The 20514-nt window shown below is 38.6% G+C and carries 20 protein-coding genes; 6 read left to right on the top strand and 14 right to left on the bottom strand.

Annotation, left to right across the window (positions count from 1 at the left end; genetic code table 11):
• Positions 1-14 precede the first annotated feature (14 nt).
• The gene (pyk, locus tag M1F25_RS10570; RefSeq protein WP_094962974.1) at positions 15-1457 is read left to right on the top strand and encodes a pyruvate kinase; all 1443 of its coding nucleotides are present in this window, start codon (positions 15-17) and stop codon (positions 1455-1457) included.
• Between the two features lie 125 nt (positions 1458-1582).
• Here the strand turns inward: pyk and M1F25_RS10565 are convergent, their stop codons facing one another.
• The 8 genes from M1F25_RS10565 to znuA all read right to left on the bottom strand — a co-directional run bounded on the left by M1F25_RS10565 (position 1583) and on the right by znuA (position 11198).
• Positions 1583-2599, bottom strand: a complete 1017-nt coding sequence (locus tag M1F25_RS10565) for a fimbrial protein (RefSeq protein WP_181489654.1) — start codon at positions 2597-2599, stop codon at positions 1583-1585.
• An 8-nt stretch (positions 2600-2607) separates the two neighbouring features.
• Positions 2608-5094: a fimbria/pilus outer membrane usher protein gene (locus tag M1F25_RS10560; protein WP_181489653.1), complete on the bottom strand. Its 2487-nt coding sequence runs from the start codon at positions 5092-5094 to the stop codon at positions 2608-2610.
• 11 nt (positions 5095-5105) lie between these two features.
• Entirely contained in the window at positions 5106-5768 is a 663-nt protein-coding gene (locus M1F25_RS10555) for a molecular chaperone (protein ID WP_112307022.1), read from the bottom strand.
• 57 nt (positions 5769-5825) lie between these two features.
• The gene (locus M1F25_RS10550; RefSeq protein ID WP_004255004.1) at positions 5826-6347 is read right to left on the bottom strand and encodes a fimbrial protein; all 522 of its coding nucleotides are present in this window, start codon (positions 6345-6347) and stop codon (positions 5826-5828) included.
• Positions 6348-6533: 186 nt separating this feature from the next.
• A complete protein-coding gene (locus M1F25_RS10545) occupies positions 6534-7391 on the bottom strand; it encodes a LysR family transcriptional regulator (protein WP_181489652.1) in 858 nt (285 codons plus the stop codon).
• Positions 7392-7785: 394 nt separating this feature from the next.
• A complete protein-coding gene (gene lpxM, locus M1F25_RS10540; protein ID WP_004255007.1) occupies positions 7786-8760 on the bottom strand; it encodes a lauroyl-Kdo(2)-lipid IV(A) myristoyltransferase in 975 nt (324 codons plus the stop codon).
• 117 nt (positions 8761-8877) lie between these two features.
• The gene (gene mepM, locus M1F25_RS10535) at positions 8878-10218 is read right to left on the bottom strand and encodes a murein DD-endopeptidase MepM (protein ID WP_094962968.1); all 1341 of its coding nucleotides are present in this window, start codon (positions 10216-10218) and stop codon (positions 8878-8880) included.
• Between the two features lie 20 nt (positions 10219-10238).
• A complete protein-coding gene (gene znuA / locus M1F25_RS10530) occupies positions 10239-11198 on the bottom strand; it encodes a zinc ABC transporter substrate-binding protein ZnuA (protein WP_110591670.1) in 960 nt (319 codons plus the stop codon).
• Between the two features lie 76 nt (positions 11199-11274).
• Between znuA and znuC the strand changes: the two genes are divergently transcribed.
• A complete protein-coding gene (znuC, locus tag M1F25_RS10525; RefSeq protein ID WP_004255015.1) occupies positions 11275-12042 on the top strand; it encodes a zinc ABC transporter ATP-binding protein ZnuC in 768 nt (255 codons plus the stop codon).
• Positions 12035-12820, top strand: coding sequence for a zinc ABC transporter permease subunit ZnuB (znuB, locus tag M1F25_RS10520; protein ID WP_094962966.1), 786 nt, complete (start codon positions 12035-12037; stop codon positions 12818-12820). The genes znuC and znuB overlap by 8 nt, the downstream gene beginning before the upstream one ends.
• A gap of 97 nt (positions 12821-12917) precedes the next feature.
• Here the strand turns inward: znuB and ruvB are convergent, their stop codons facing one another.
• The 6 genes from ruvB to aspS all read right to left on the bottom strand — a co-directional run bounded on the left by ruvB (position 12918) and on the right by aspS (position 18495).
• Positions 12918-13928 carry a Holliday junction branch migration DNA helicase RuvB gene (gene ruvB, locus M1F25_RS10515; RefSeq protein ID WP_004255021.1) on the bottom strand — a complete coding sequence of 337 codons (1011 nt, stop codon included), beginning with the start codon at positions 13926-13928 and terminating at the stop codon, positions 12918-12920.
• A 16-nt stretch (positions 13929-13944) separates the two neighbouring features.
• Positions 13945-14562, bottom strand: coding sequence for a Holliday junction branch migration protein RuvA (gene ruvA, locus M1F25_RS10510; protein WP_004255023.1), 618 nt, complete (start codon positions 14560-14562; stop codon positions 13945-13947).
• Between the two features lie 162 nt (positions 14563-14724).
• A complete protein-coding gene (ruvC, locus tag M1F25_RS10505; protein ID WP_004255028.1) occupies positions 14725-15246 on the bottom strand; it encodes a crossover junction endodeoxyribonuclease RuvC in 522 nt (173 codons plus the stop codon).
• 268 nt (positions 15247-15514) lie between these two features.
• Entirely contained in the window at positions 15515-16258 is a 744-nt protein-coding gene (locus M1F25_RS10500; protein ID WP_004255032.1) for a YebC/PmpR family DNA-binding transcriptional regulator, read from the bottom strand.
• Between the two features lie 30 nt (positions 16259-16288).
• Positions 16289-16720 carry a dihydroneopterin triphosphate diphosphatase gene (gene nudB, locus M1F25_RS10495; RefSeq protein ID WP_181489651.1) on the bottom strand — a complete coding sequence of 144 codons (432 nt, stop codon included), beginning with the start codon at positions 16718-16720 and terminating at the stop codon, positions 16289-16291.
• A 5-nt stretch (positions 16721-16725) separates the two neighbouring features.
• Positions 16726-18495 (bottom strand): aspartate--tRNA ligase, encoded by a 1770-nt coding sequence (gene aspS / locus M1F25_RS10490; RefSeq protein WP_164455692.1) that lies wholly within the window; start codon positions 18493-18495, stop codon positions 16726-16728.
• Between the two features lie 511 nt (positions 18496-19006).
• Between aspS and M1F25_RS10485 the strand changes: the two genes are divergently transcribed.
• From M1F25_RS10485 to M1F25_RS10475, 3 genes are all read left to right on the top strand, one after another.
• Positions 19007-19330: a DUF4377 domain-containing protein gene (locus M1F25_RS10485; protein WP_004255044.1), complete on the top strand. Its 324-nt coding sequence runs from the start codon at positions 19007-19009 to the stop codon at positions 19328-19330.
• A 107-nt stretch (positions 19331-19437) separates the two neighbouring features.
• Entirely contained in the window at positions 19438-19842 is a 405-nt protein-coding gene (locus tag M1F25_RS10480) for an NUDIX hydrolase (protein WP_144139911.1), read from the top strand.
• A 150-nt stretch (positions 19843-19992) separates the two neighbouring features.
• Complete coding sequence (locus M1F25_RS10475) at positions 19993-20391, top strand: MAPEG family protein (RefSeq protein WP_004255048.1); 399 nt, start codon at positions 19993-19995, stop codon at positions 20389-20391.
• Positions 20392-20514 lie beyond the last annotated feature (123 nt).

Below are 20514 nucleotides of genomic sequence, written 5' to 3'. Positions count from 1 at the left end.
CAACGGAGTAATACATGTCTAGACGGCTTAGAAGAACTAAAATTGTTACAACTCTTGGTCCAGCTACAGATCGCGATAATAACCTTGAAAAAATTATCAACGCTGGCGCCAACGTTGTTCGCCTTAACTTCTCCCACGGAACTCCAGAAGACCATCTATTACGTGCGAACAAAGTACGTGAGATTGCCGCTCGTTTAGGACGTCACGTTGCGATCCTCGGTGATTTGCAAGGTCCTAAAATTCGTGTTTCCACTTTTAAAGATGGTAAAGTGTTCCTAAATATTGGCGATAAATTCATTCTTGATGCCAATTTAGGTAAAGGTGAAGGCTGCCAAGAGAAAGTAGGTATCGACTATAAAGGCTTACCTGCCGATGTCGTTCCAGGTGATATTTTGCTTCTTGATGATGGCCGAGTACAATTGAAAGTCCTTGAAGTCAAAGGGTTACAGGTATTTACAGAAGTTACTGTTGGTGGCCAACTATCTAACAATAAAGGTATTAATAAACTCGGTGGCGGTCTTTCAGCTGAAGCATTAACAGAAAAAGACAAAGAAGATATAAAAACTGCAGCAAAAATTAATGTTGATTACTTAGCTGTTTCATTCCCTCGCTCAGGTGAAGATTTAGATTATGCACGCCGATTAGCTCGTGATGCGGGTTGTGAATGCCAAATTGTTGCTAAAGTAGAACGTGCCGAAGCCGTTGCCAATGATGAGGTGATGGATGAAGTTATTCTCGCTTCTGATGTCGTTATGGTTGCTCGTGGTGACCTCGGTGTGGAAATTGGCGACCCTGAATTAGTCGCTGTCCAGAAAAAATTGATCCGCCGCTCTCGCCAATTAAACCGTGTTGTTATAACCGCAACACAAATGATGGAATCGATGATCACTAACCCAATGCCAACGCGAGCCGAAGTCATGGACGTTGCGAATGCGGTGTTGGATGGTACTGATGCCGTTATGCTTTCTGCTGAAACCGCTGCAGGCCAGTACCCAGCAGAAACGGTAGCCGCGATGGCGCAGGTTTGTTTTGGCGCAGAAAAAATGCCGGGCCTAAATGTGTCTAAACACCGTTTAGATGCGGAGTTTAACAGCCCTGAAGAAGCAATTGCAATGTCAACAATGTATGCTGCTAACCATCTTAAAGGGGTTAAAGCTATCATAGCAATGACTGAGTCTGGCCGTACTGCTCGTATGATGTCTCGGATCAGCTCTGGTTTACCTATTTTTGCCATGTCTCGTCATGAAAAAACCCTTAATCAATGTTCTCTCTATCGTGGTGTTACACCTGTTTTCTGTAGCACCCATACAGATGGTATTGCGGCTGCCAATGAAGCTGTCACGCGTTTACGTGATAACGGCTATTTAATGAGTGGTGACGTGGTTCTTGTCACCCAAGGTGACTTAATGGGCACTGTAGGTAGCACGAATACTTGTCGTATTCTAGAAGTTGAATAATCTTTTAGCCCTCGCCTATGGGTGGGGGCTTTCCTTTATATTGAAACGCTATCTAACTTAAAAAAGAATTAACACAAGAAAGTATAGCTCTGCATCACTTGCGTAAAATACAGAGAAAATAGCATTTAATGATATTGTAGGTTAAATTGTAGCGTACCATTCGCTTTCCCAGCTGCCGTTGCAGATTGAGTTTGGATATACGCGGCTTCCAACGGAATGTTGTATTGCCCTATGTCATTTTTATTGGCGAGCGGTATTAATTGATTAAGCTTAATGGGTATACCGTTGTGCTTTACTTGGATGGCATAACCTTTCGCTGTATTTTCATCGGCTAAATTATTAAGTGCGATTGCCCCTGGTGTTTGACTTGAATCTTGAGTTCCAATAAACGTAATTTTTATCGGAGATATAGGGTCACAATCTAATTCAATTTGAAAATTTTGCTTGCTCTCAGAACTCGTTGAACCAACACCTGTAAATGACAATTTACTAACGTTACCGAATGGTACGTCTATTGATTTATTTTTGACTTCACAACCACTCGAAATAACATTGATTGGCCCCATATTTACTTTGGGTTCGAACCTCCCATATAAATCTGTAGTAATGAAACCATTGTGGAATAAAATCAACATCGCAGCATTAGATATTGGTAAAGTTTGGCTTTTAACATTATTACCAACTTTATAAAAATCCGCCCTTAATTTTACAGTATACGTTGCTGAAGATGCATTAGAGCCACATATAAATCTATTATTATTATTTCCATCTTTCGTATTTACCCCATCAACATATGCAAAACCAGAGCAAGGGCTCATTACTGTACCATGCAAAGTATAACCAACGCCTGAACTATTAATTTCTCTAACATAACCTATACCCGGAATATACCTTGAATTTCCTGGTTCGATTGGTACGTAAATTCCAACTTCTGTATTACCCGTCACATTCCACCATGTCCATGGAGAGTGGGTTCCTAAATCAATAGAACCAATAAAAGTACCTGCTGGTAAAGTTCGTGATACATAAAGTGTTTTATTCGGATTAACTAATTGGCTGGTAAAGTCAGCCCTAAATTCAGCAGCCCCGAATTGTGAATATAAAAGGAACGAAATGCCTATTTTTAGACCTAAATTTTTCATGATAACTCCTATTCACAAACTCGTTCTATAAACTGAATTTTTTCATTCTCTAATGATAATAAAAGTGGAACTGTACATTGTTGATTATTACCGTTGCCCCATTTCACTATTATCTTGCTTTGCTCTGGAACGCCACTTAAATAAACTTCCCCATCATTTGCAACAATACCGCCTGTAACTTGTTCCTCACTTTCCATAACAGAAACTTGTGTACCAAATGCAATTGCTTTTCCCGCATACTTGAGTTTTAATAAAACTCTAGCACCCCGTTTTGCTTGGAAATTAGCTAATACAATCGCACCTTGAGTAGGAACGACTGTCGTTGTATTAATCGCAACATCATTATTGCCACTTAATGTTGCAGTATCGACACTAATTTTATTTCGTTCATAACGAGTCACTGTGGGAATTACTGCATAACCTGACGAATTAGTGTAAAGTGATTGCGCGTTATTTACTTTTAAATTGTCTATATCTTCTGCTTTAACGAGCACTGCAGAATCATAGATAGTACGAGAGGTCGTTAACCCGCCAGAATGCAATAATAGTGCTCCCGTTGCACTGAAATCGATAGCATGATATTTAGGGTCATAGTTATAACCCAAACTGTATTCTCCTGATGAAACTATATAGTTTGCACTAACGGAACTGCTAAATTCATTACGGCTATGGTTATATCTTTGCGTAAGGTTATACTGCAAATTATTATCTACTAATTGCATACCATTAAAACTTAATGAGCTAATCGAATCTCCATTTTTGCTGGTACTATAGCTATAGTTAGCCCAATTATTTTTTCGACCCAAATCAAAAGGAATACTCAAATTGAATGACAGCATTTGGTCATTTGTTTTTGAATAGTCTTGTTTAATATAAGAATAAGCAACGCTGTAATTCATTGAATTATAATTAGAGCTAAAACTCATTGTTAAACTTTTATCAGAACCACTTTTGTCCCAATAATATTGCTGATAACCATTCACCGATAAATAACCGATTTCATCAAGTGACTGAGAGACTGACGCTTGAAACTGTTGTTTTTTTCGCCCCATCTTATAAGGATGATTATTAGAATCAGAAAAATCATAATAGTTTTTTGTTGAGTAACGATATGATGCCAAAGAAAAAGAAGTGCCTGTATTTGGAATGTATTTCGAATATTGAATTCGATACGCTTGCCCTTTCGCACTCTTTTTATCAATCAATTGTACCGATGCTTCTGTAATATCTGTTGATATCGCGCCAATTTTGCCTAAATTTACTCCAGCACCTATTGTGTAGGCTTGATAGTCTTGAGAAACTAAGAAACCTCCATAAACGGATAAGTTATATGGCAAGCCGCAAATTGCTGATGCTTGCGCAAAATTAGGTTTACGTCGTGCACCATCAACATTATATTTACCAATATCTACGCTATATTTTAATGTGCCGGCTCTTTGCATCATTGGCACTGCAGAGAAAGGCTGAATAAAAGACCTTACCGTGCCATTAGCTTCTTCAATTGTGACCTCAAGATCACCACTATATGACGTTGGATACAAATCATTAATCGCAAACCTACCCGGCGGCACGGTGGTTTGATAAATCACGTTGCCATTTTGGCTGATAGTAACAATCGCGTTTGATTGTACAAGACCAGTCACTGTAGGTGCAAAACCCCTTTCACTTTGAGGTAACATACTTTCATCAGATACTAGCTTCACTCCAAGATAAGGGGGGCTCTCTATTACGCCATTATCAGAGGATATTTCACCAATCGTTAAGCGGCTTTTTAAGCTACGAATATCACGCTCTACATAAGTTTGTAGATTATTCCAATTCGTTTCATATGTCGTTTTACTGTAGGTACTATGATTACGGAAACGCCAAGCGCCCATATTAATACCACTTCTTAAACCTAAGAACGAATTATCGCTATTATTCTTATTTTGGTACCAATGTTTATTAAACCGAACTGTGTAGTTAACAAATGTAGTGGTGATTCCATCGTCCCATTCCTTTGGTTCAATATAGCCTCTACTCGTATTTTCTAATCCAATTTGTGGGATACTAATTTGTAATTGTTGGGTTTCAAATCTGTATTGATAATTAGCACTGGGAATAATTTTACTAATGTCATTCAAATATTCGTCCTCTCCACTTGCTGAAAACTTTTCACTTGCTGAGTTTTTCACGCCCCAGTTTAGCAGCATTTTTTTTGTTATTTCAGGAGATAATTTTTTAGCTTTATCATCAAATAAAAATCTTATATTCTTGTTATCAATCAATTTATCATTTATATAGATATCAACAAAATAATCTCCTGGCAATTGCCCTCCCGCAGATGATAGGTAGCCTAAACTATTTATATCTGCGACTTGGTTTTCCATTCCGGAATTAATTGCATTAATATCAAAAATATCTTTAGCAATTGTATTATTGATATAAAATATTAAGCTAATCGCAGTAAAAACATTAGAATACATAAGCGTATTTTTTTTACAAAAAACTGGCATCTTAGAGACTCTTATTTGGTTTTTTTCTCTATAATAGCGCCATAGTCATTGATAAATTGAACAACTATTGAGTCACCATTATTTATTTTTTTCTTAATGATATAGTCATTTTTGAATGGATATATTAAACTAGCACCGTCAATGACCCTGCCATTGTCAAGGATATTTTTGATTGATAAGTGATATGGAGTTTGGTTATCAATCATAATCCCATCTGGTTTCTCAACTAAAAAAATTTTTTTAAAGTCGAATGGCTCTATATCTTTCGACCTTAAAAATAATTTAAACTGTGAATTTATGATTATCTGTAGTTCATTCTCAATACTATTATTTTTTGGTGGTATTGATTTGATATTAAGCAAATAAATTTGTTCAGTATTTGAACCGATAGGCTCACCTATATAAGAAATTCTAGCTGAACCATTTGTATCTGGCTCAATACGAAATAATGGTGGTATGGCAATAAATGGTGCTTTCCCCTCTCCGCCAAATGGTGATACCCAGCTTTGAATTAAAAAAGGTTTTTCTTTATCACTATTGAAAATAGGAATATCAATTTCACGTTTATTTTCTTCATAGACAAAACGTGTTCCACCTACACTAATCCCTGAGGCTTGAGAGGTGTTAGCTATAGAAAAAAAACATATACAGATTGAAAAAAATATTTTTTTCATAAAACAACCATTATATTGAAATAAGAAGGAGAGTAACCATTGTCACTCTCCAATTAGTTAATGATATTGAATACTGTATACTGCACTGCTATTAGCAGGCCCTGCAGTTACTACACCAGTCGCTTTATAACGAGCAACATAGTCTAAGTCTACTGTTGTACCATCGAATTCAATTTGTTTTGAATCTTCAAACAACTTAATTTGCGTTATTGCATCTTTTTCAAATAAAGCAACACCGACATTATTTGCAACACCTACAGCTTGGTTAATTGCAAGAATATCGTTGTCTGCGGTATCACGTGTGCCACCGAAACGTACAGTTACTTTGGAGTTTGTTGGACAATCAACAAGTTTAATAGTAAAGTTTTTTAAACCCGCCACTTCTCCTTGTGCGGCTAAACTTTTAGCTGATACCTTTCCAAGGTCAACATTTAAATTTTTTGAATTGCTATCAACTGTACAAGCTATATCAGTTATTTCCCCAGTAAAGTTAATTGTACCTGAAGCAAAAACAGTTGGCGTAGATGTTACAGCTAAAGTAACCCCTATTATAGTTAGGGATTTTTTTAGAATACTCATAATAGTTCCTATAATATAGATTTTTAATTATTAATTACTACATAAACAAATAAATCACTCATATTTTTAGTTCAGAAGAAATATATCATCTACCTTTAGTTAAGTTAACCAATGGATACATTGAATTTTTTAAAATTGCATCTAAAATATTAATACTTTGTTTTTATCATTTATGAACTGGCTCTTTTATTTGGATTTTTTATTAGCAATTAGATAGTTTTTTAAAATTTCATTTGCCATTGAGATTTTATTAATATACATATAAAAATTATAGAACGACTTTTTATTTACTATTTTCAGCTCTTTTAATGAATTATTATTTAATTCTTTCTGGATTAAATTTTTCGGCAACCATAAATAACCAACCGAATTTTCGGCTAATTTAATTGCTAATTCCACATTAGAAATATGGATAGTTTGGATGCTTTTGATCCCATTCATACCTGTAAGCTTCAAAGAAATTGAGGCTGTTTTTTCCATTATTTTCAGTATATTGTCAACTGAACAATGTTGCAGCTTATGATTTGGGTTGGTTACAAGCACCGCTTCAACCTGTTCAAGAAATATGGGATTTAACGACTCAATGTAATTATGAGTAATTAGTAAATCATAATTTTTAATTGTAAAAACATCTGATTTTCTTAGTGAAATCTTCTTAAGATCAATATCATAATCCTTTCTAGAGCAGCTTAGCTCTCCAATTTTTTTAAGTATTTCATCACTTTGATATAGCGAATCTATAACTATATTAATTTTATTATTTCCCTCATAATTTAATGACTTGGCAACCTCTTCTAATGAAATCGCTTTATTTGTTACTTCTCTTGATAACGCTAATAACTGTTCTCCTTGTTTAGTTAATACTGCACGACGTTTTTCTAAAGAAAATATTTCAATTTCTAACGTTTGCTCTAATTTACTGATGGTATAACTAATTGATGATTGTGTTCTATGCAAGATTTCAGCTGCTTGAGCAAAACCACCGTAGTCAACCACCGCTTGTAGGGTTATCCATTGGTCTAGCGTAGTTCGGGTTTTAACCATAGAGTCTCCAAATTATTAACCTGGGAGATATATTTTATTTATCGTTAATAAATACTTTTACATACCATTCCTTATTTACTCATATATTTAAAAGTTTTTAAGTTATTTATTTTGATATATCGATAATCATTTTTAATAGGGGATATTTTTTTATGTAAAGCTATCAGTTCTCTTATACTCTCGAAAAGATCAATACAAGTAACTAAAAACAGCCTAATAATAAAACCAAGAAATATAAAAATAAATTAAATAACTATGCACCATTAATAATAGTACCCAGCTTTTCAAAATTATGGGGATTAAGTGTATATTTCTATGATGAGCACACTTTTAGACAAAAAAAAGCCATTACTCAAAAGGTAATGGCTCAAAAATTATTCTGTAGATCTGGACACTAACGGTAAAGATCTTTTCGCTGATAAGGTTCTATTTCTCCCTCTTTTCGCGTTTTTAATAGCTTTAGTATCCATGTGTATTGTTCTAAGTTCGGGGAAACCAGATATTCCAGCTCCTCATTCATTCTTCGTGCAATATACTTATCGTCCTTACCATCGATATCATCCATTGGTTCACGGATAAAAATATGCAATTGATGCGTTTTATGGTCATAAACGGGAAATAGTGGCACAACTTTCGCTTTACAAACTTTCATTAACCTACCGATTGCAGGTAATGTTGCCTTATATGTACCAAAAAAATCAACAAATTCGCTATGCTCCTCACCATGATCTTGGTCTGGAAGATAAAACCCCCAATATCCTTGTCTAACAGAAGCAATAAAAGGCTTAATACCCGCTTCTCTTGAATGCAAGCGCCCCCCGAAATGGTATCTCGCTTTATTCCATAAATAATCTGCAACTGGGTTCTTTTGGTGATGAAACATTGCAGCCATTTTCTGGCCTTTTGCTGCTAATAACATCGCTGGTGCATCAACGGCCCAGCCATGAGGAACCATAAAAATAACATTGCTTTGTTGCTGTTTTAAGCGCTCTATAATTTCTTGATTATGCCAATGCGTTCTAGCTAGCGTTTTACTTGCACCACGAAGACATAGCTCTGCCAACATAACAAAAGACTGTGGTGCGGTTTCAAACATACGATCAACTAATTCTTCTCGTTGTTGTTCTGTCAATTTAGGAAAACAATAAAGTAAGTTAATTTTGGCACGACGACGGCCACTTTTAGCCAATCGCCCAACCCATTTTCCTATTTTAGCGAGTAAAGGGTCACGGATTTTAACCGGAATGAAAGCCAATCCTGCCAAAATACCCGCTCCTAACCATACCCCCCAATATTTAGGTAATAGATAAGAACGGTGAAAAGTTGGCATATAGCCTTTTTTACTATCAGTGTCTTGATCTTTATTCATGCTGTACTCAAGTGAATATTAGCTATCTCTCTATAGCTTATAATAATAGTTTACGGGAGCATTACAAAGAAAACTGGCAGATACAAGTACCTGCCAGCGATAAAATAGAAACTTAAGTTACTGTAGTTTAAGTTGTGGTTTCGTTTCTTTTACTAGCGCTAAATATTCTTTACGCTCTTTTCCTGTTAAACCACCAGAACTTGGTAATTTCGCAGTAAGTGGATTTACTGCTTGTTGATTCACCCACATTTCAAAATGTAGATGAGGCCCGGTCGAACGCCCAGTATTACCTGATAGCGCAATTCTATCACCACGCTTAACTTTTTGCCCAGGCTTAACTAACAATTGGCGTAAATGCATGTAACGAGTGGTATATTGACGCCCATGACGGATAGCAATAAAGTTGCCTGCAGCGCCGCTGTATTTTGAAACAATCACTTCACCATCACCAACAGCAAGTACTGGCGTGCCAACAGGCATTGCGAAGTCCACGCCTTTATGTGGTGCTACACGCCCAGTAACTGGGTTAACTCGGCGAGGATTGAATTGTGAAGACACTCTAAACTGTTTAGCGGTTGGAAAACGTAAGAAACCGCGTTCTAAGCCATTCCCTTCGCTATCATAATAGCGCCCATCTTCAGCACGAAAAGCATAATAGCTTTTTCCATTAGTTTGCAGACGAACACCAATGAGTTGGCTCTGCTCACTGCGCCCGTTAAGCATTTCCCTGCTCATTAACACACTGAATTTATCGCCTTTTTTCAATTTTTTGAAATCAACCTGCCATTGTAAGGCTTTAATCACCTCACGGCCTTCATTACGTGTTAAGCCCGCTTTGTTTGTACTTTGTGCAAATGAACCGTCAACCGTACCTTTTAAAACACTGTTAGTCCATTCACCTTCGCGAATTTGCTTAGTTTCTTCAAATTTATTTGTCGTTCCTACGCGGGTAAAAATACGGGTCTCACGGCGAGAAACATCCCAAGTCAATGATTCTAACTCACCCTGTTCTGTTAAAGACCAATTTAAGGATTGGCCTATTTTAAGGTTTCTCAATGACTTATGTTGGTTAGATAGCGTTGCAACATCCCCAGCTTCAATACCGAATTGAGTTAAAATAGTCGTTAAGTTATCACCACTTGCAACAACATATTCATGGGGGAGAGGCGCAGCTTCTCCCCCTGTCTCTATTGCTTCAGCTTCGGTATCAGCAAGGCCTTCATCAGGTAGCTGTTCACTACTGTCTTGAATTATATCATCGGTAGCATCACTTGCAGGTAATAATGAGAGCGGTATGATGGTATCCGGTGTGCCATCATTTTCAGTTGTCGTTGGTACATGAACTGGCCGCCAAATTGCGACGGCCATAGTCGCTACAGTGAGCGTACTTAATACAATTTTATGTGTCCTAGACAGGCTACCGTATACCTGAGCCAGACTTTTGGCCATTTGCTGCACTTAAACAATTCCTTCTATTTTTAATCCAGGCAGCTGGCGTATTGCTCTGATAATTGAGTCAAAAACTGCATGTAGCTATCTGGCCCTATCGCCAGCCCAATTCCTAGTGGGTCGAGAGTTCCCATTTTCACCCCCGTATTTCGTGCTACACTTTCAATCACAGCAGGCCTGAATTGTGGCTCAGCAAAAACACATTGCGCTTTGTGCTCAACCAATTGTGTTCGTATTTGATGTAATTTCTGCGCGCCAGGTTGTATTTCTGGGTTTATCGTAAAGTGCCCTAATGGAGCTAATTGATAGTGTTTTTCAAAGTAACCGTAAGCGTCGTGAAAAACAAAATAACCCTTATTTTTAGCTGGCTGCAAAATATTAGCAATTTTCTGATCATTTTGCGTCATATTTTCTTTGAATTTACGAAGGTTTACGTCTAGCTTATTTTTTTGTTCAGGATAAAGCTCTACTAAACGCTCATAAATGTCTTGCGCAGCGTAATTTGCAATTTCTGGGGATAACCAGATATGCATATTATACTCACCATGATGATGATGTTCGTGATCGTTGTCATGGTTAGCTTCATCTCCATGTTCGTGATCATGTTCATCTTCATGTGACTCCGCCATAAGTAGTGGCTTAATGTTTTTCTGCTCAGCCAATGCTAGGCGTTTATTCTGTGGTAATGTATTGATTGGCTTCTGTAAAAACATTTCCATATCAGGTCCAACCCATACGAATAGATCAGCCTGTTTAATTTTTTTCAAATCAGAGGGTTTAAGTGCATAATCATGAGGTGAAGCACCATCTGGTAATAAAACTTGTGTCTCAGTGACACCGTCTGCAATCCCTGCGGCAATAAAGGCCAGAGGGCGAATTGACGTTACAACATCAGCATTAGCAGTTGATACCATAGTTGCACTTAATACGGAGGTCGCCACCGCCCCGAAAAGAAATTTGCAGGCAATGTTTTTCGATTTATGTATCATAGCAGTCTTTTTCCGTGATTTTGATTTTGAAATGTTATAATATAACACAAAATGAATTCTGCAAGATGTTTTTCATATGCAACCATTACTGACTTTAAATAAAATTTCTGTTTCATTTGGTGAAAAACAGGTCCTTAACGATGTTACCTTTGAACTGAATAAAGGTGATATCGTAACCCTTTTAGGCCCAAATGGCGCTGGAAAATCAACTATTGTACGTGTTGTACTCGGGTTACTTGCCCCTACATCAGGTACCATTACGCGTCCCTCTTCTCTTGCTATTGGCTATGTTCCACAAAAACTTCATCTGGATACCACGCTACCTCTTACTGTTAAACGTTTTATGTTATTAAAGCTCGGTGCTCGTAAAGAGCATTTGTTACCTGCACTCGAAAGAGTCAAAGCAACGCATTTACTCGAGCAACCGATGCAAAAATTATCAGGCGGTGAAACTCAACGTGTTTTACTGGCTCGCGCCCTACTCAATAAACCTGACCTGTTAGTGCTCGATGAACCCGCTCAAGGTGTTGATATTACAGGCCAAGTTGCACTATATGATTTAATTAATCAATTAAGAACTGAGCTTAATTGTGCTGTATTAATGGTTTCCCATGACTTACATCTCGTGATGGCAAAAACAGATAAAGTACTTTGCATTAACGGCCATATTTGCTGTTCTGGCGCGCCAGACGTTGTTTCAAACCACCCTGAGTTTGTGGCAATGTTTGGTTATCGGGGTGCTCAACAACTCGGTGTATACCGTCATCAACATAATCATCAACATGATTTAGAAGGCAATATTATTGTTGGTCACCAACACAGCAAGGACTGCAAACATGATTGAGTTACTATTACCCGGCTGGGTAGCAGGCATGCTACTTGCCATTGCGGCAGGTCCTTTAGGCTCTTTTGTTGTGTGGCGCCGAATGTCCTATTTTGGCGATACACTAGCTCATGCTTCATTGCTAGGCGTCGCATTTGGGCTTCTATTAAATATCAACCCATTCTATGCTGTTATTGCTGTCACTTTGTTATTGGCCTTAATTTTAGTTTGGCTAGAAAAGCGGCCACAACTTGCTGTTGATACTCTACTGGGTATTATGGCGCACAGTTCACTGTCTTTAGGTTTAGTCGTTGTTAGCTTGATGGCTAATGTCCGTGTTGACCTAATGGCTTACTTATTTGGTGACTTACTCTCAGTCAGCTATGAAGATATTATAACGATTTTTATTGGCGTTATTGTCGTTTGCGGGTTGCTTTTTTATCGTTGGCGGGCACTTTTGTCCATAACGGTTAGCCCTGAACTTGCTTTTGTTGATGGCATTAATATTCAAAGACTGCGTTTATTACTAATGTTAGTTACCGCACTAACAATTGGCATTGCAATGAAGTTTGTCGGGGCGTTAATTATTACGTCTTTATTGATTATACCCGCAGCAACGGCTCGACGTTTTGCTCGAACACCTGAGCAAATGGCCTTTATCGCTATCTTAATTGGCATGATTGCTGTGACTGGTGGGCTAACACTTTCTGCTTTCTACGATACCCCTGCTGGGCCGTCTGTCGTATTGGTATCGGCTGTTCTATTCGTACTTAGCTTAACAATAAAAGCGAAAAATTAATTTAAGCTATGCATTTTAGTCATCACACGCTGTTTTTAGCACAGATGGCCCCAATATTGATAACAATATTGGGGCCATACTTATTTATTTTATATAATCAAATTTCTTTAGGGGTTAAACCAAAGTGGTTATATGCATGAACTGTCGCCATTCGGCCTCGAGGGGTGCGCTGAATAAAACCTTGCTGGATAAGATAAGGTTCTAATACATCTTCTATGGTTTCACGCTCTTCCCCGATAGCTGCTGCAAGGTTATCAACCCCAACTGGGCCACCCATAAATTTATCAATAATAGCAACTAAAAGCTTTCTATCTAAATAATCGAAACCAGCAGCATCCACATTTAACATGTCTAAAGCTTGGTTAGCTATTAGCCCATCAATTGAACCATCACCTTTCACTTGAGCAAAATCCCGCACACGACGTAACAAACGGTTGGTGATACGTGGAGTTCCCCTCGAACGCATAGCAACCTGTAAGGCCCCTTCTTCGGTGATATCTAACCCCATGTATTGGGCACTACGTTTGACAATATGTTGTAAATCGTCAACTTGATAAAATTCTAAACGTTGCACAATACCAAACCGGTCACGTAATGGTGATGTGAGCGACCCTGCCCGAGTCGTTGCACCAATTAACGTGAAAGGAGGGAGATCAATTTTAATAGAGCGCGCTGCGGGCCCTTCGCCTATCATGATATCTAGCTGATAATCTTCCATTGCGGGATAAAGTATTTCCTCAACAACTGGGGATAATCGATGAATTTCATCAATAAATAGGACATCATGGGGCTCTAAATTAGTTAACATGGCAGCTAAATCGCCGGCCTTTTCTAATACAGGCCCTGAGGTTGTACGTAGATTAACGCCTAATTCATTCGCAACAATCCCTGCCAACGTTGTTTTACCTAACCCCGGGGGACCAAAAATGAGTAGGTGATCAAGTGCATCCCCTCGCATTTTCGCTGCCTGAATAAATATTTCCATTTGGTCTTTAACCTGAGGTTGACCAATGTACTCATTTAATAGCTTTGGCCTGATCGCACGGTCAATAGCTTCTTCATCTGACTGTAATACTTCAGCAGTTATTAGGCGATCGGCTTCAATCATATTAAAAATCTCTCAATCAAAGTGCTGCACGAAGGGCATCACGGATCAGTGTTTCAGAGTCACTATCCGGTTTTGCGACTTTACTCACCATACGGCTTGCTTCTTGTGGTTTATACCCTAAAGCAATCAGTGCGGCGGCGGCTTCCGCTTCAATATCAGCCATATTTGGTACTTTGCTATTTACACTTGGCAGATTAATATCGCTATTTTGATTAAATAAATCCCCATTAAGGCCTTTGAAGCGGTCTTTCATTTCGACCACTAAACGTTCTGCAGTTTTCTTACCAATTCCAGGTAATTTAACCAGTGATGCAATAGCTTCTTGTTCAATAGCAGACACAAATTGTTGAGCAGACATACCGGATAAAATTGCGAGGGCTAATTTGGGGCCAACACCATTTACTTTGATCAGCTCTTTAAATAGCGCCCTTTCTTGCTTATCATTAAACCCATATAGTAATTGAGCATCTTCACGAACAACAAAGTGAGTAAACACAATTGCTTCTTGACCAATTTCGGGCAACTCATAGAAACAAGTCATTGGCATATGGACTTCATAACCAACACCTTGTAGTTCTAATAATACGATTGGAGGTTGCTTTTCTAAAACAATACCACGTAAACGACCTATCACATTGAAGCCCTCTATTGCTATCTAAACCCTGAACATACTATCTAAACCCTGAACAGGTTGATTTATTATCATTAATACCGTTGTTTATACCATAAAAAATGCTGGATGCATATCCAGCTGCGCGCTATTTATTAATAAGCAATTCTGTTTAAGATAAACTCGCTATCTTAAACGACCGCGAGTTAAAACTAACCGTGGGTCGCCAACTTTTAAAAGGTTTTGATTGAAATGGCAATGTGTTATCGCAATTGCCAAAGCATCTGCTGCATCAGATTGTGGGCTCGCTGACAACTTCAGAATCGATTTAACCATATGTTGTACTTGGCTTTTTTCTGCGGCTCCTGTGCCTACCACCGTTTGTTTAACCTGACGAGCCGCATATTCAAATACGGGTATATTCATGTTTGCAGCGGCGACAATCGCAACTCCCCGAGCTTGCCCAAGTTTTAATGCTGAATCCGCATTCTTCGCCATAAAGACTTGTTCAATGGATAATATATCCGGTTGATATTGAGTGATAATTTCCGAGACGCCCGCGTAAATTCGTTGCAGACGACTTGGTAAATCATCAACTTGTGTACGGATACACCCACTACCTAAATACAGTAGTTGCCGGCCTTGTTGGCGAATAACACCGTACCCCGTAACACGAGAGCCAGGGTCAATACCTAAAATAATCGCCATATAAATTTACTTATGCCTCTTTATATTAATCATGTTGTTCTAATAAGCTTCATAATACTATCAATTTCAATCAAATAGCTATTTGAATATCAAATCCAACATTCAGAATAGTGATAATAAAGGCGAGTTATGGCACTGATACTTAGCCAAGTATAGCGAATAAAAGGAAGGAAAGCATCGAAGGCGTTAGAGAAAACAGGCTGCATCAGCCCGCTTTCTCTACGCGGATTATGCTAAATGACTAGGCCGCCATTTAGTGCCTCACAACTTACAGTGTGGCAGCGACTTCGTCAGAAATATCACCATTGTGGTAAACTTCCTGAACGTCGTCTGAATCTTCTAACATATCGATAAGACGTAACAATTTAGGCGCTGTTTCTGCATCTAACTCGGCTTTAGTTGATGGGATCATTGAGACTTCTGCAGCTTCACTGGTGAAACCCGCAGCATCTAATGCATCTTTCACTTCACCAAAAGTTTCTGGCGTTGTGTAAACATCGATTGCGCCATCATCATAAGTTTCAACATCATCAGCACCCGCTTCTAATGCCGCTTCCATGATCGCATCTTCATCAACACCAGGCGCATAAGTGATTACGCCGCGTTTAGTAAATAAGTAAGAAACAGAGCCGTCTGTCCCCAAGTTACCACCCGTTTTAGTAAATGCATGACGCACTTCAGAAACAGTGCGGTTACGGTTATCACTTAAACATTCAACCATAACAGCCGTTCCGCCTGGGCCATAACCTTCATAAATGATGGTTTCCATATTATCGTTATCATCATTACCCACACCACGAGCGATAGCACGGTTTAAGGTGTCACGAGTCATGTTGTTAGATAATGCTTTATCTACCGCTGCACGTAAACGTGGGTTTGTTGCGGGATCACCACCACCTAAACGTGCTGCAGTCACTAATTCACGGATAATTTTAGTGAAAATTTTACCGCGCTTAGCATCTTGTGCCGCTTTACGGTGTTTGGTGTTGGCCCATTTACTATGACCTGCCATGAAATATCTCCAAAAAACGTCAATAAATAATTAAACAGCAAATTCTAAAATAGCCTGACTGTTGCTCCAGGATTTCGTTAAGCTCGCCGCTTCATCTGGTGCTAGCCAACGATATTCGCTGTGTTCCGTCAGTAATGGCATTTTTTCTTCACTTTGCACCATTTTAAACCAATGTTCTTTGCAATGCGTAACATCGGGTGCATAACGATGCCTGAAATGTGGGAAAATTTCAAAGATGATACTGTGCGACAAATCTTGCAGCTGGTTTTGATCAACCTCAAAACCTGTTTCTTCTTTAATTTCACGACACGCCGTTTCATACGGTTTTTCATCAGGCTCCAAACTTCCAGTCACTGATTGCCAAAAGTCTGGGTCGTCTTTACGTCGTAACATAAGCACCCGTCCACTATTTTGAGCCACAATAATGACTAATACTGATTCTGGGTGCTTATATTTTTTCATTGAACTTACTCTTCGTCTTTCGCAACCACAGCGATAGCAAGTTCCGTTAATGCATCCGGGTTAGCATGGCTCGGTGCATTCGTCATTAGACACGCGGCCGCTGTTGTTTTCGGGAAAGCAATAACATCACGAATATTATCTGTTCCTGTTAACAGCATCACTAAACGGTCAAGACCAAATGCTAAGCCTGCATGTGGTGGTGTACCATATTTCAATGCATCTAATAAGAAGCCAAATTTTTCGCGTTGGTCTTCTTCATTAATACCTAAAATACTAAATACCGTTTGTTGCATTTCGTTGCGGTGAATACGGACTGAACCACCGCCAACTTCGTAACCATTGATGACCATATCATACGCATTAGCAACGGCTTCTTCAGGTTTACTCGCCAGTTCTTCAGGTGAGAAATCTTTAGGAGACGTAAATGGATGGTGCATCGCAGTTAACCCGCCTTCACCATTATCTTCAAACATTGGGAAATCAATCACCCACAGTGGCTGCCAGCTATTTAAATCGGTTAATTCAAAGTCACGACCGACTTTCAAGCGTAGCGCACCCATTGAATCGGTCACCACATTTTTCGCGCCCGCGCCGAATAACAAGATATCGCCATCAACGGCACCAGTACGGTCTAATAACTGGTTAATCACGTCTTCACTCAAGAATTTTGCAACTGGACTTTGAATACCGTCAAGGCCTTTAGCTCGCTCGTTGACTTTCATCCAAGCCAAGCCTTTCGCACCATAAATACCAACAAATTGACCATATTCGTCGATTTGTTTACGGGTCATAACTGCGCCACCGGGGACTTTCAGAGCCGCAACACGACCTTTCGGGTCGTTTGCTGGGCCTGAGAACACCGCAAATTCAACATCTTTTACGATATCCGCAACATCCACCAGCTCCATTGGGTTACGTAAGTCTGGTTTATCTGAACCATAACGACGCATAGCTTCCGCAAAGGTCATGATTGGGAAGTTGCCTAAATCAACCCCTTTTACCTCTAACCATAAATTACGGATCATACGTTCCATAATTTCACGCACTTGCTCTGCGGTCATGAACGAGGTTTCAACATCGATTTGGGTGAATTCAGGTTGACGGTCCGCACGTAGGTCTTCATCACGGAAGCATTTTACGATTTGATAATAACGGTCAAAACCTGACATCATCAGCAATTGTTTAAATAATTGTGGTGATTGCGGTAATGCGTAAAATTTACCTTTATGAACACGGCTTGGTACTAAATAGTCACGAGCACCTTCTGGCGTTGCTTTGGTTAGCATTGGCGTTTCAACGTCCAAGAACCCTTCTTTATCCATAAAGTTACGAACAAAGCTGGTGATTTTAGCACGCGTACGCAGACGGTCAGACATCTCTGGGCGACGTAAATCTAAATAACGATATTTTAAACGACGCTCTTCTGTATTTGTTTGGTTGCTATCTAACGGCAGTGGCTCTGACTTATTAAAAATATTCAGTTCTTCAGCAAAAACTTCAATTTCGCCCGTTGCCATGTCTTTATTTTTTTGGCTATCTGGACGTGCGCGTACTGTCCCTGTGATTTGGATACAGAACTCATTACGCAGCTCTGACGCTTTTTCAAATATGTCTTTACGATCGGGATCGAAGAAAACTTGCACGATACCTTCACGGTCACGCATATCGATAAAAATCAAACCACCTAAATCGCGGCGGCGGTTTACCCATCCACTAAGAGTGACCTTTTGGCCTTCGTGAGCGATGTTTAACTGCCCACAATAATTAGTACGCATACAATATCCTTTTACTCAGCTGTTGTGCTTTTGCTTGCTGCGGGATTTTGGCATTTTGCTGAACCCTATTTATTTGCGAAACACGGGCTGAAAATTCAGAATGTCAAAAAGGCAGACATTATACAGGAAATTCTGTTAGACAAATAGTTACGTATTCTACATAACGCGTAAACCATTTTGTTTTTAATCATATTTTCATCAATTATTGTTTTACTAATCAACAATAATAAAATTGAATAGCGAGATAGACGTCTATCACGATGATCCTATCGATTTTAAGGGACTATCCGCACCATGTACATATTGCAGCAAAGGTTTATTTCATCAGTTTGAAGCCTTTTTGAGTAAAAAATCACCACTTAATGCATTCCAATTCAATTATTGATTAATAAATACCTCTTTAATCATTAATCTTTCTATTTCAGAATCGTTACCTTTTTCAGTTTGCTATAATCAAAAATATATAGATATAACGCTGAATTAATCATCATCTGCAGTTTAAGGATTGCCCATGAAAAAATTTTTACTTGCCACTTCCATGTTCGTACTACTCGCTGGATGCCAAAACATGAAACCCGCAGAGACTGATAATACAAAAACTTTTTATATTGATTCTTCACTTGCTGATTGTATGGGCGTTGCCCCAATGAAGTGTATGAAAGTGAAAGAAAACCCAAGTGATGACTGGCAACTTTTTTATAGCTCAATTCAAGGCTTCGAATATCAACCAGGCTTCTCTTATACTGTACAAGTGAAGCAATTCGATGTACCTAACCCACCGGCTGATGCCCCAAGTATTCGTTATGAATTGATAAAAATCGTTGAAAAGAAATAGCATTTAAAAATTTAATTTAAGTCATTAAGTAATTTTATCAGTTTACTTAATGACTCACTTATAACCATAATTATTTTATCATCAGTAAATAATAGAGTGACCCTATTATGAGTGTTAAAATCATCGATAAGCTTGGGTTAATCACCCTATCAGATCACAAAATTGCGATGGTGCGTTCCCATAATAAAAGTTTGTTTTATATACCCGGTGGAAAACGCGAACAAGGTGAGACGGATGTACAAGCACTCTGCCGTGAGATTGCCGAAGAATTAAAACTCGGCTTAGTTATCAGTTCTATCCGGTTTTATGGCGAGTTTATTGGCCCTGCTGATGGAAAATCAGATGGAACGCAAGTCCGTATTCGTTGCTACTTTGCGGACTATAGAGGCGAACCCCATCCTGCTGCTGAGATTGCCGAATTGGATTGGTTTAGCATTAACGATTTACCTCGCTGCTCAAGCACGGCAGTGACCATTCTGTCACAATTAAAAAAAGACGGATTAATTCAATAAAGCATATATGATTACTTAAAAAAGTTGTGATTTCATTTGTCGAACGGCTTTTTAGGATTTACAATTCACCAAATATTGTTAATACCCATTACTATAACTTATATTTTTAGGTGTTTTCATAGTTTGATTCGTTTTATGGTGGAGTAAAAAATGGTCAGCTCTTTGTACGCTGTACTGGGTGCCTTACTGCTGCTTAGATTATCCTTAAATGTTGTGAAGCTGCGTAATCAATACCGTATAGCTTATGGTGATGGCGGTTTTTATGAGTTACAAACCGCAATCCGCGTTCATGGTAATGCCATCGAATACATTCCCATCTCTTTAATTTTATTGCTTTTAATGGAAATGAATGGCGCACAAGTGTGGATGATTCATATTTGTGGCTTGATCTTAATTGCAGGGCGAATACTGCACTCTTATGGTTTAAAAAATCACGATTACTCATATCGCCGTTCAGGCATGGTAGCAACTTACCTTGCCATGGCGCTGATGGTTATCGCCAATACTTATTACCTACCTTGGCTACAAATCGTTTCATTTAATCTTTAGTTTTTATTCTCTGTAACGGCACGAATTATTAATGTGCCGCTCATTATTTCATTGCTTATGGATTGATTTTCAGTAGACTGCCTTTCTGATACAATCCTTCCCTACTTTTGTTTTTGATTAATA

The organism is Providencia sp. PROV109 (assembly GCF_033681625.1).
In the GTDB taxonomy this organism is placed as follows: Bacteria; Pseudomonadota; Gammaproteobacteria; order Enterobacterales; family Enterobacteriaceae; genus Providencia; species Providencia hangzhouensis.
Note: the sequence above shows the minus strand (reverse complement) of the source record. Positions and strands in the feature narration are given on the sequence as shown.

What these genes read in the sequence shown, in the direction of transcription:
- lpxM (WP_004255007.1), bottom strand. Translation starts at nt 8,760, where the DNA reads ATGAATAAAGATCAAGACACTGATAGTAAAAAAGGCTATATGCCAACT.
- nudB (WP_181489651.1), bottom strand. Translation starts at nt 16,720, where the DNA reads ATGAAAAAATATAAGCACCCAGAATCAGTATTAGTCATTATTGTGGCT.
- M1F25_RS10500 (WP_004255032.1), bottom strand. Translation starts at nt 16,258, where the DNA reads ATGGCAGGTCATAGTAAATGGGCCAACACCAAACACCGTAAAGCGGCA.
- M1F25_RS10485 (WP_004255044.1), top strand. Translation starts at nt 19,007, where the DNA reads ATGAAAAAATTTTTACTTGCCACTTCCATGTTCGTACTACTCGCTGGA.
- ruvC (WP_004255028.1), bottom strand. Translation starts at nt 15,246, where the DNA reads ATGGCGATTATTTTAGGTATTGACCCTGGCTCTCGTGTTACGGGGTAC.
- M1F25_RS10560 (WP_181489653.1), bottom strand. Translation starts at nt 5,094, where the DNA reads ATGCCAGTTTTTTGTAAAAAAAATACGCTTATGTATTCTAATGTTTTT.
- aspS (WP_164455692.1), bottom strand. Translation starts at nt 18,495, where the DNA reads ATGCGTACTAATTATTGTGGGCAGTTAAACATCGCTCACGAAGGCCAA.
- znuA (WP_110591670.1), bottom strand. Translation starts at nt 11,198, where the DNA reads ATGATACATAAATCGAAAAACATTGCCTGCAAATTTCTTTTCGGGGCG.
- M1F25_RS10555 (WP_112307022.1), bottom strand. Translation starts at nt 5,768, where the DNA reads ATGAAAAAAATATTTTTTTCAATCTGTATATGTTTTTTTTCTATAGCT.
- M1F25_RS10545 (WP_181489652.1), bottom strand. Translation starts at nt 7,391, where the DNA reads ATGGTTAAAACCCGAACTACGCTAGACCAATGGATAACCCTACAAGCG.
- pyk (WP_094962974.1), top strand. Translation starts at nt 15, where the DNA reads ATGTCTAGACGGCTTAGAAGAACTAAAATTGTTACAACTCTTGGTCCA.
- znuC (WP_004255015.1), top strand. Translation starts at nt 11,275, where the DNA reads ATGCAACCATTACTGACTTTAAATAAAATTTCTGTTTCATTTGGTGAA.
- ruvB (WP_004255021.1), bottom strand. Translation starts at nt 13,928, where the DNA reads ATGATTGAAGCCGATCGCCTAATAACTGCTGAAGTATTACAGTCAGAT.
- M1F25_RS10475 (WP_004255048.1), top strand. Translation starts at nt 19,993, where the DNA reads ATGGTCAGCTCTTTGTACGCTGTACTGGGTGCCTTACTGCTGCTTAGA.
- znuB (WP_094962966.1), top strand. Translation starts at nt 12,035, where the DNA reads ATGATTGAGTTACTATTACCCGGCTGGGTAGCAGGCATGCTACTTGCC.
- M1F25_RS10550 (WP_004255004.1), bottom strand. Translation starts at nt 6,347, where the DNA reads ATGAGTATTCTAAAAAAATCCCTAACTATAATAGGGGTTACTTTAGCT.
- M1F25_RS10565 (WP_181489654.1), bottom strand. Translation starts at nt 2,599, where the DNA reads ATGAAAAATTTAGGTCTAAAAATAGGCATTTCGTTCCTTTTATATTCA.
- M1F25_RS10480 (WP_144139911.1), top strand. Translation starts at nt 19,438, where the DNA reads ATGAGTGTTAAAATCATCGATAAGCTTGGGTTAATCACCCTATCAGAT.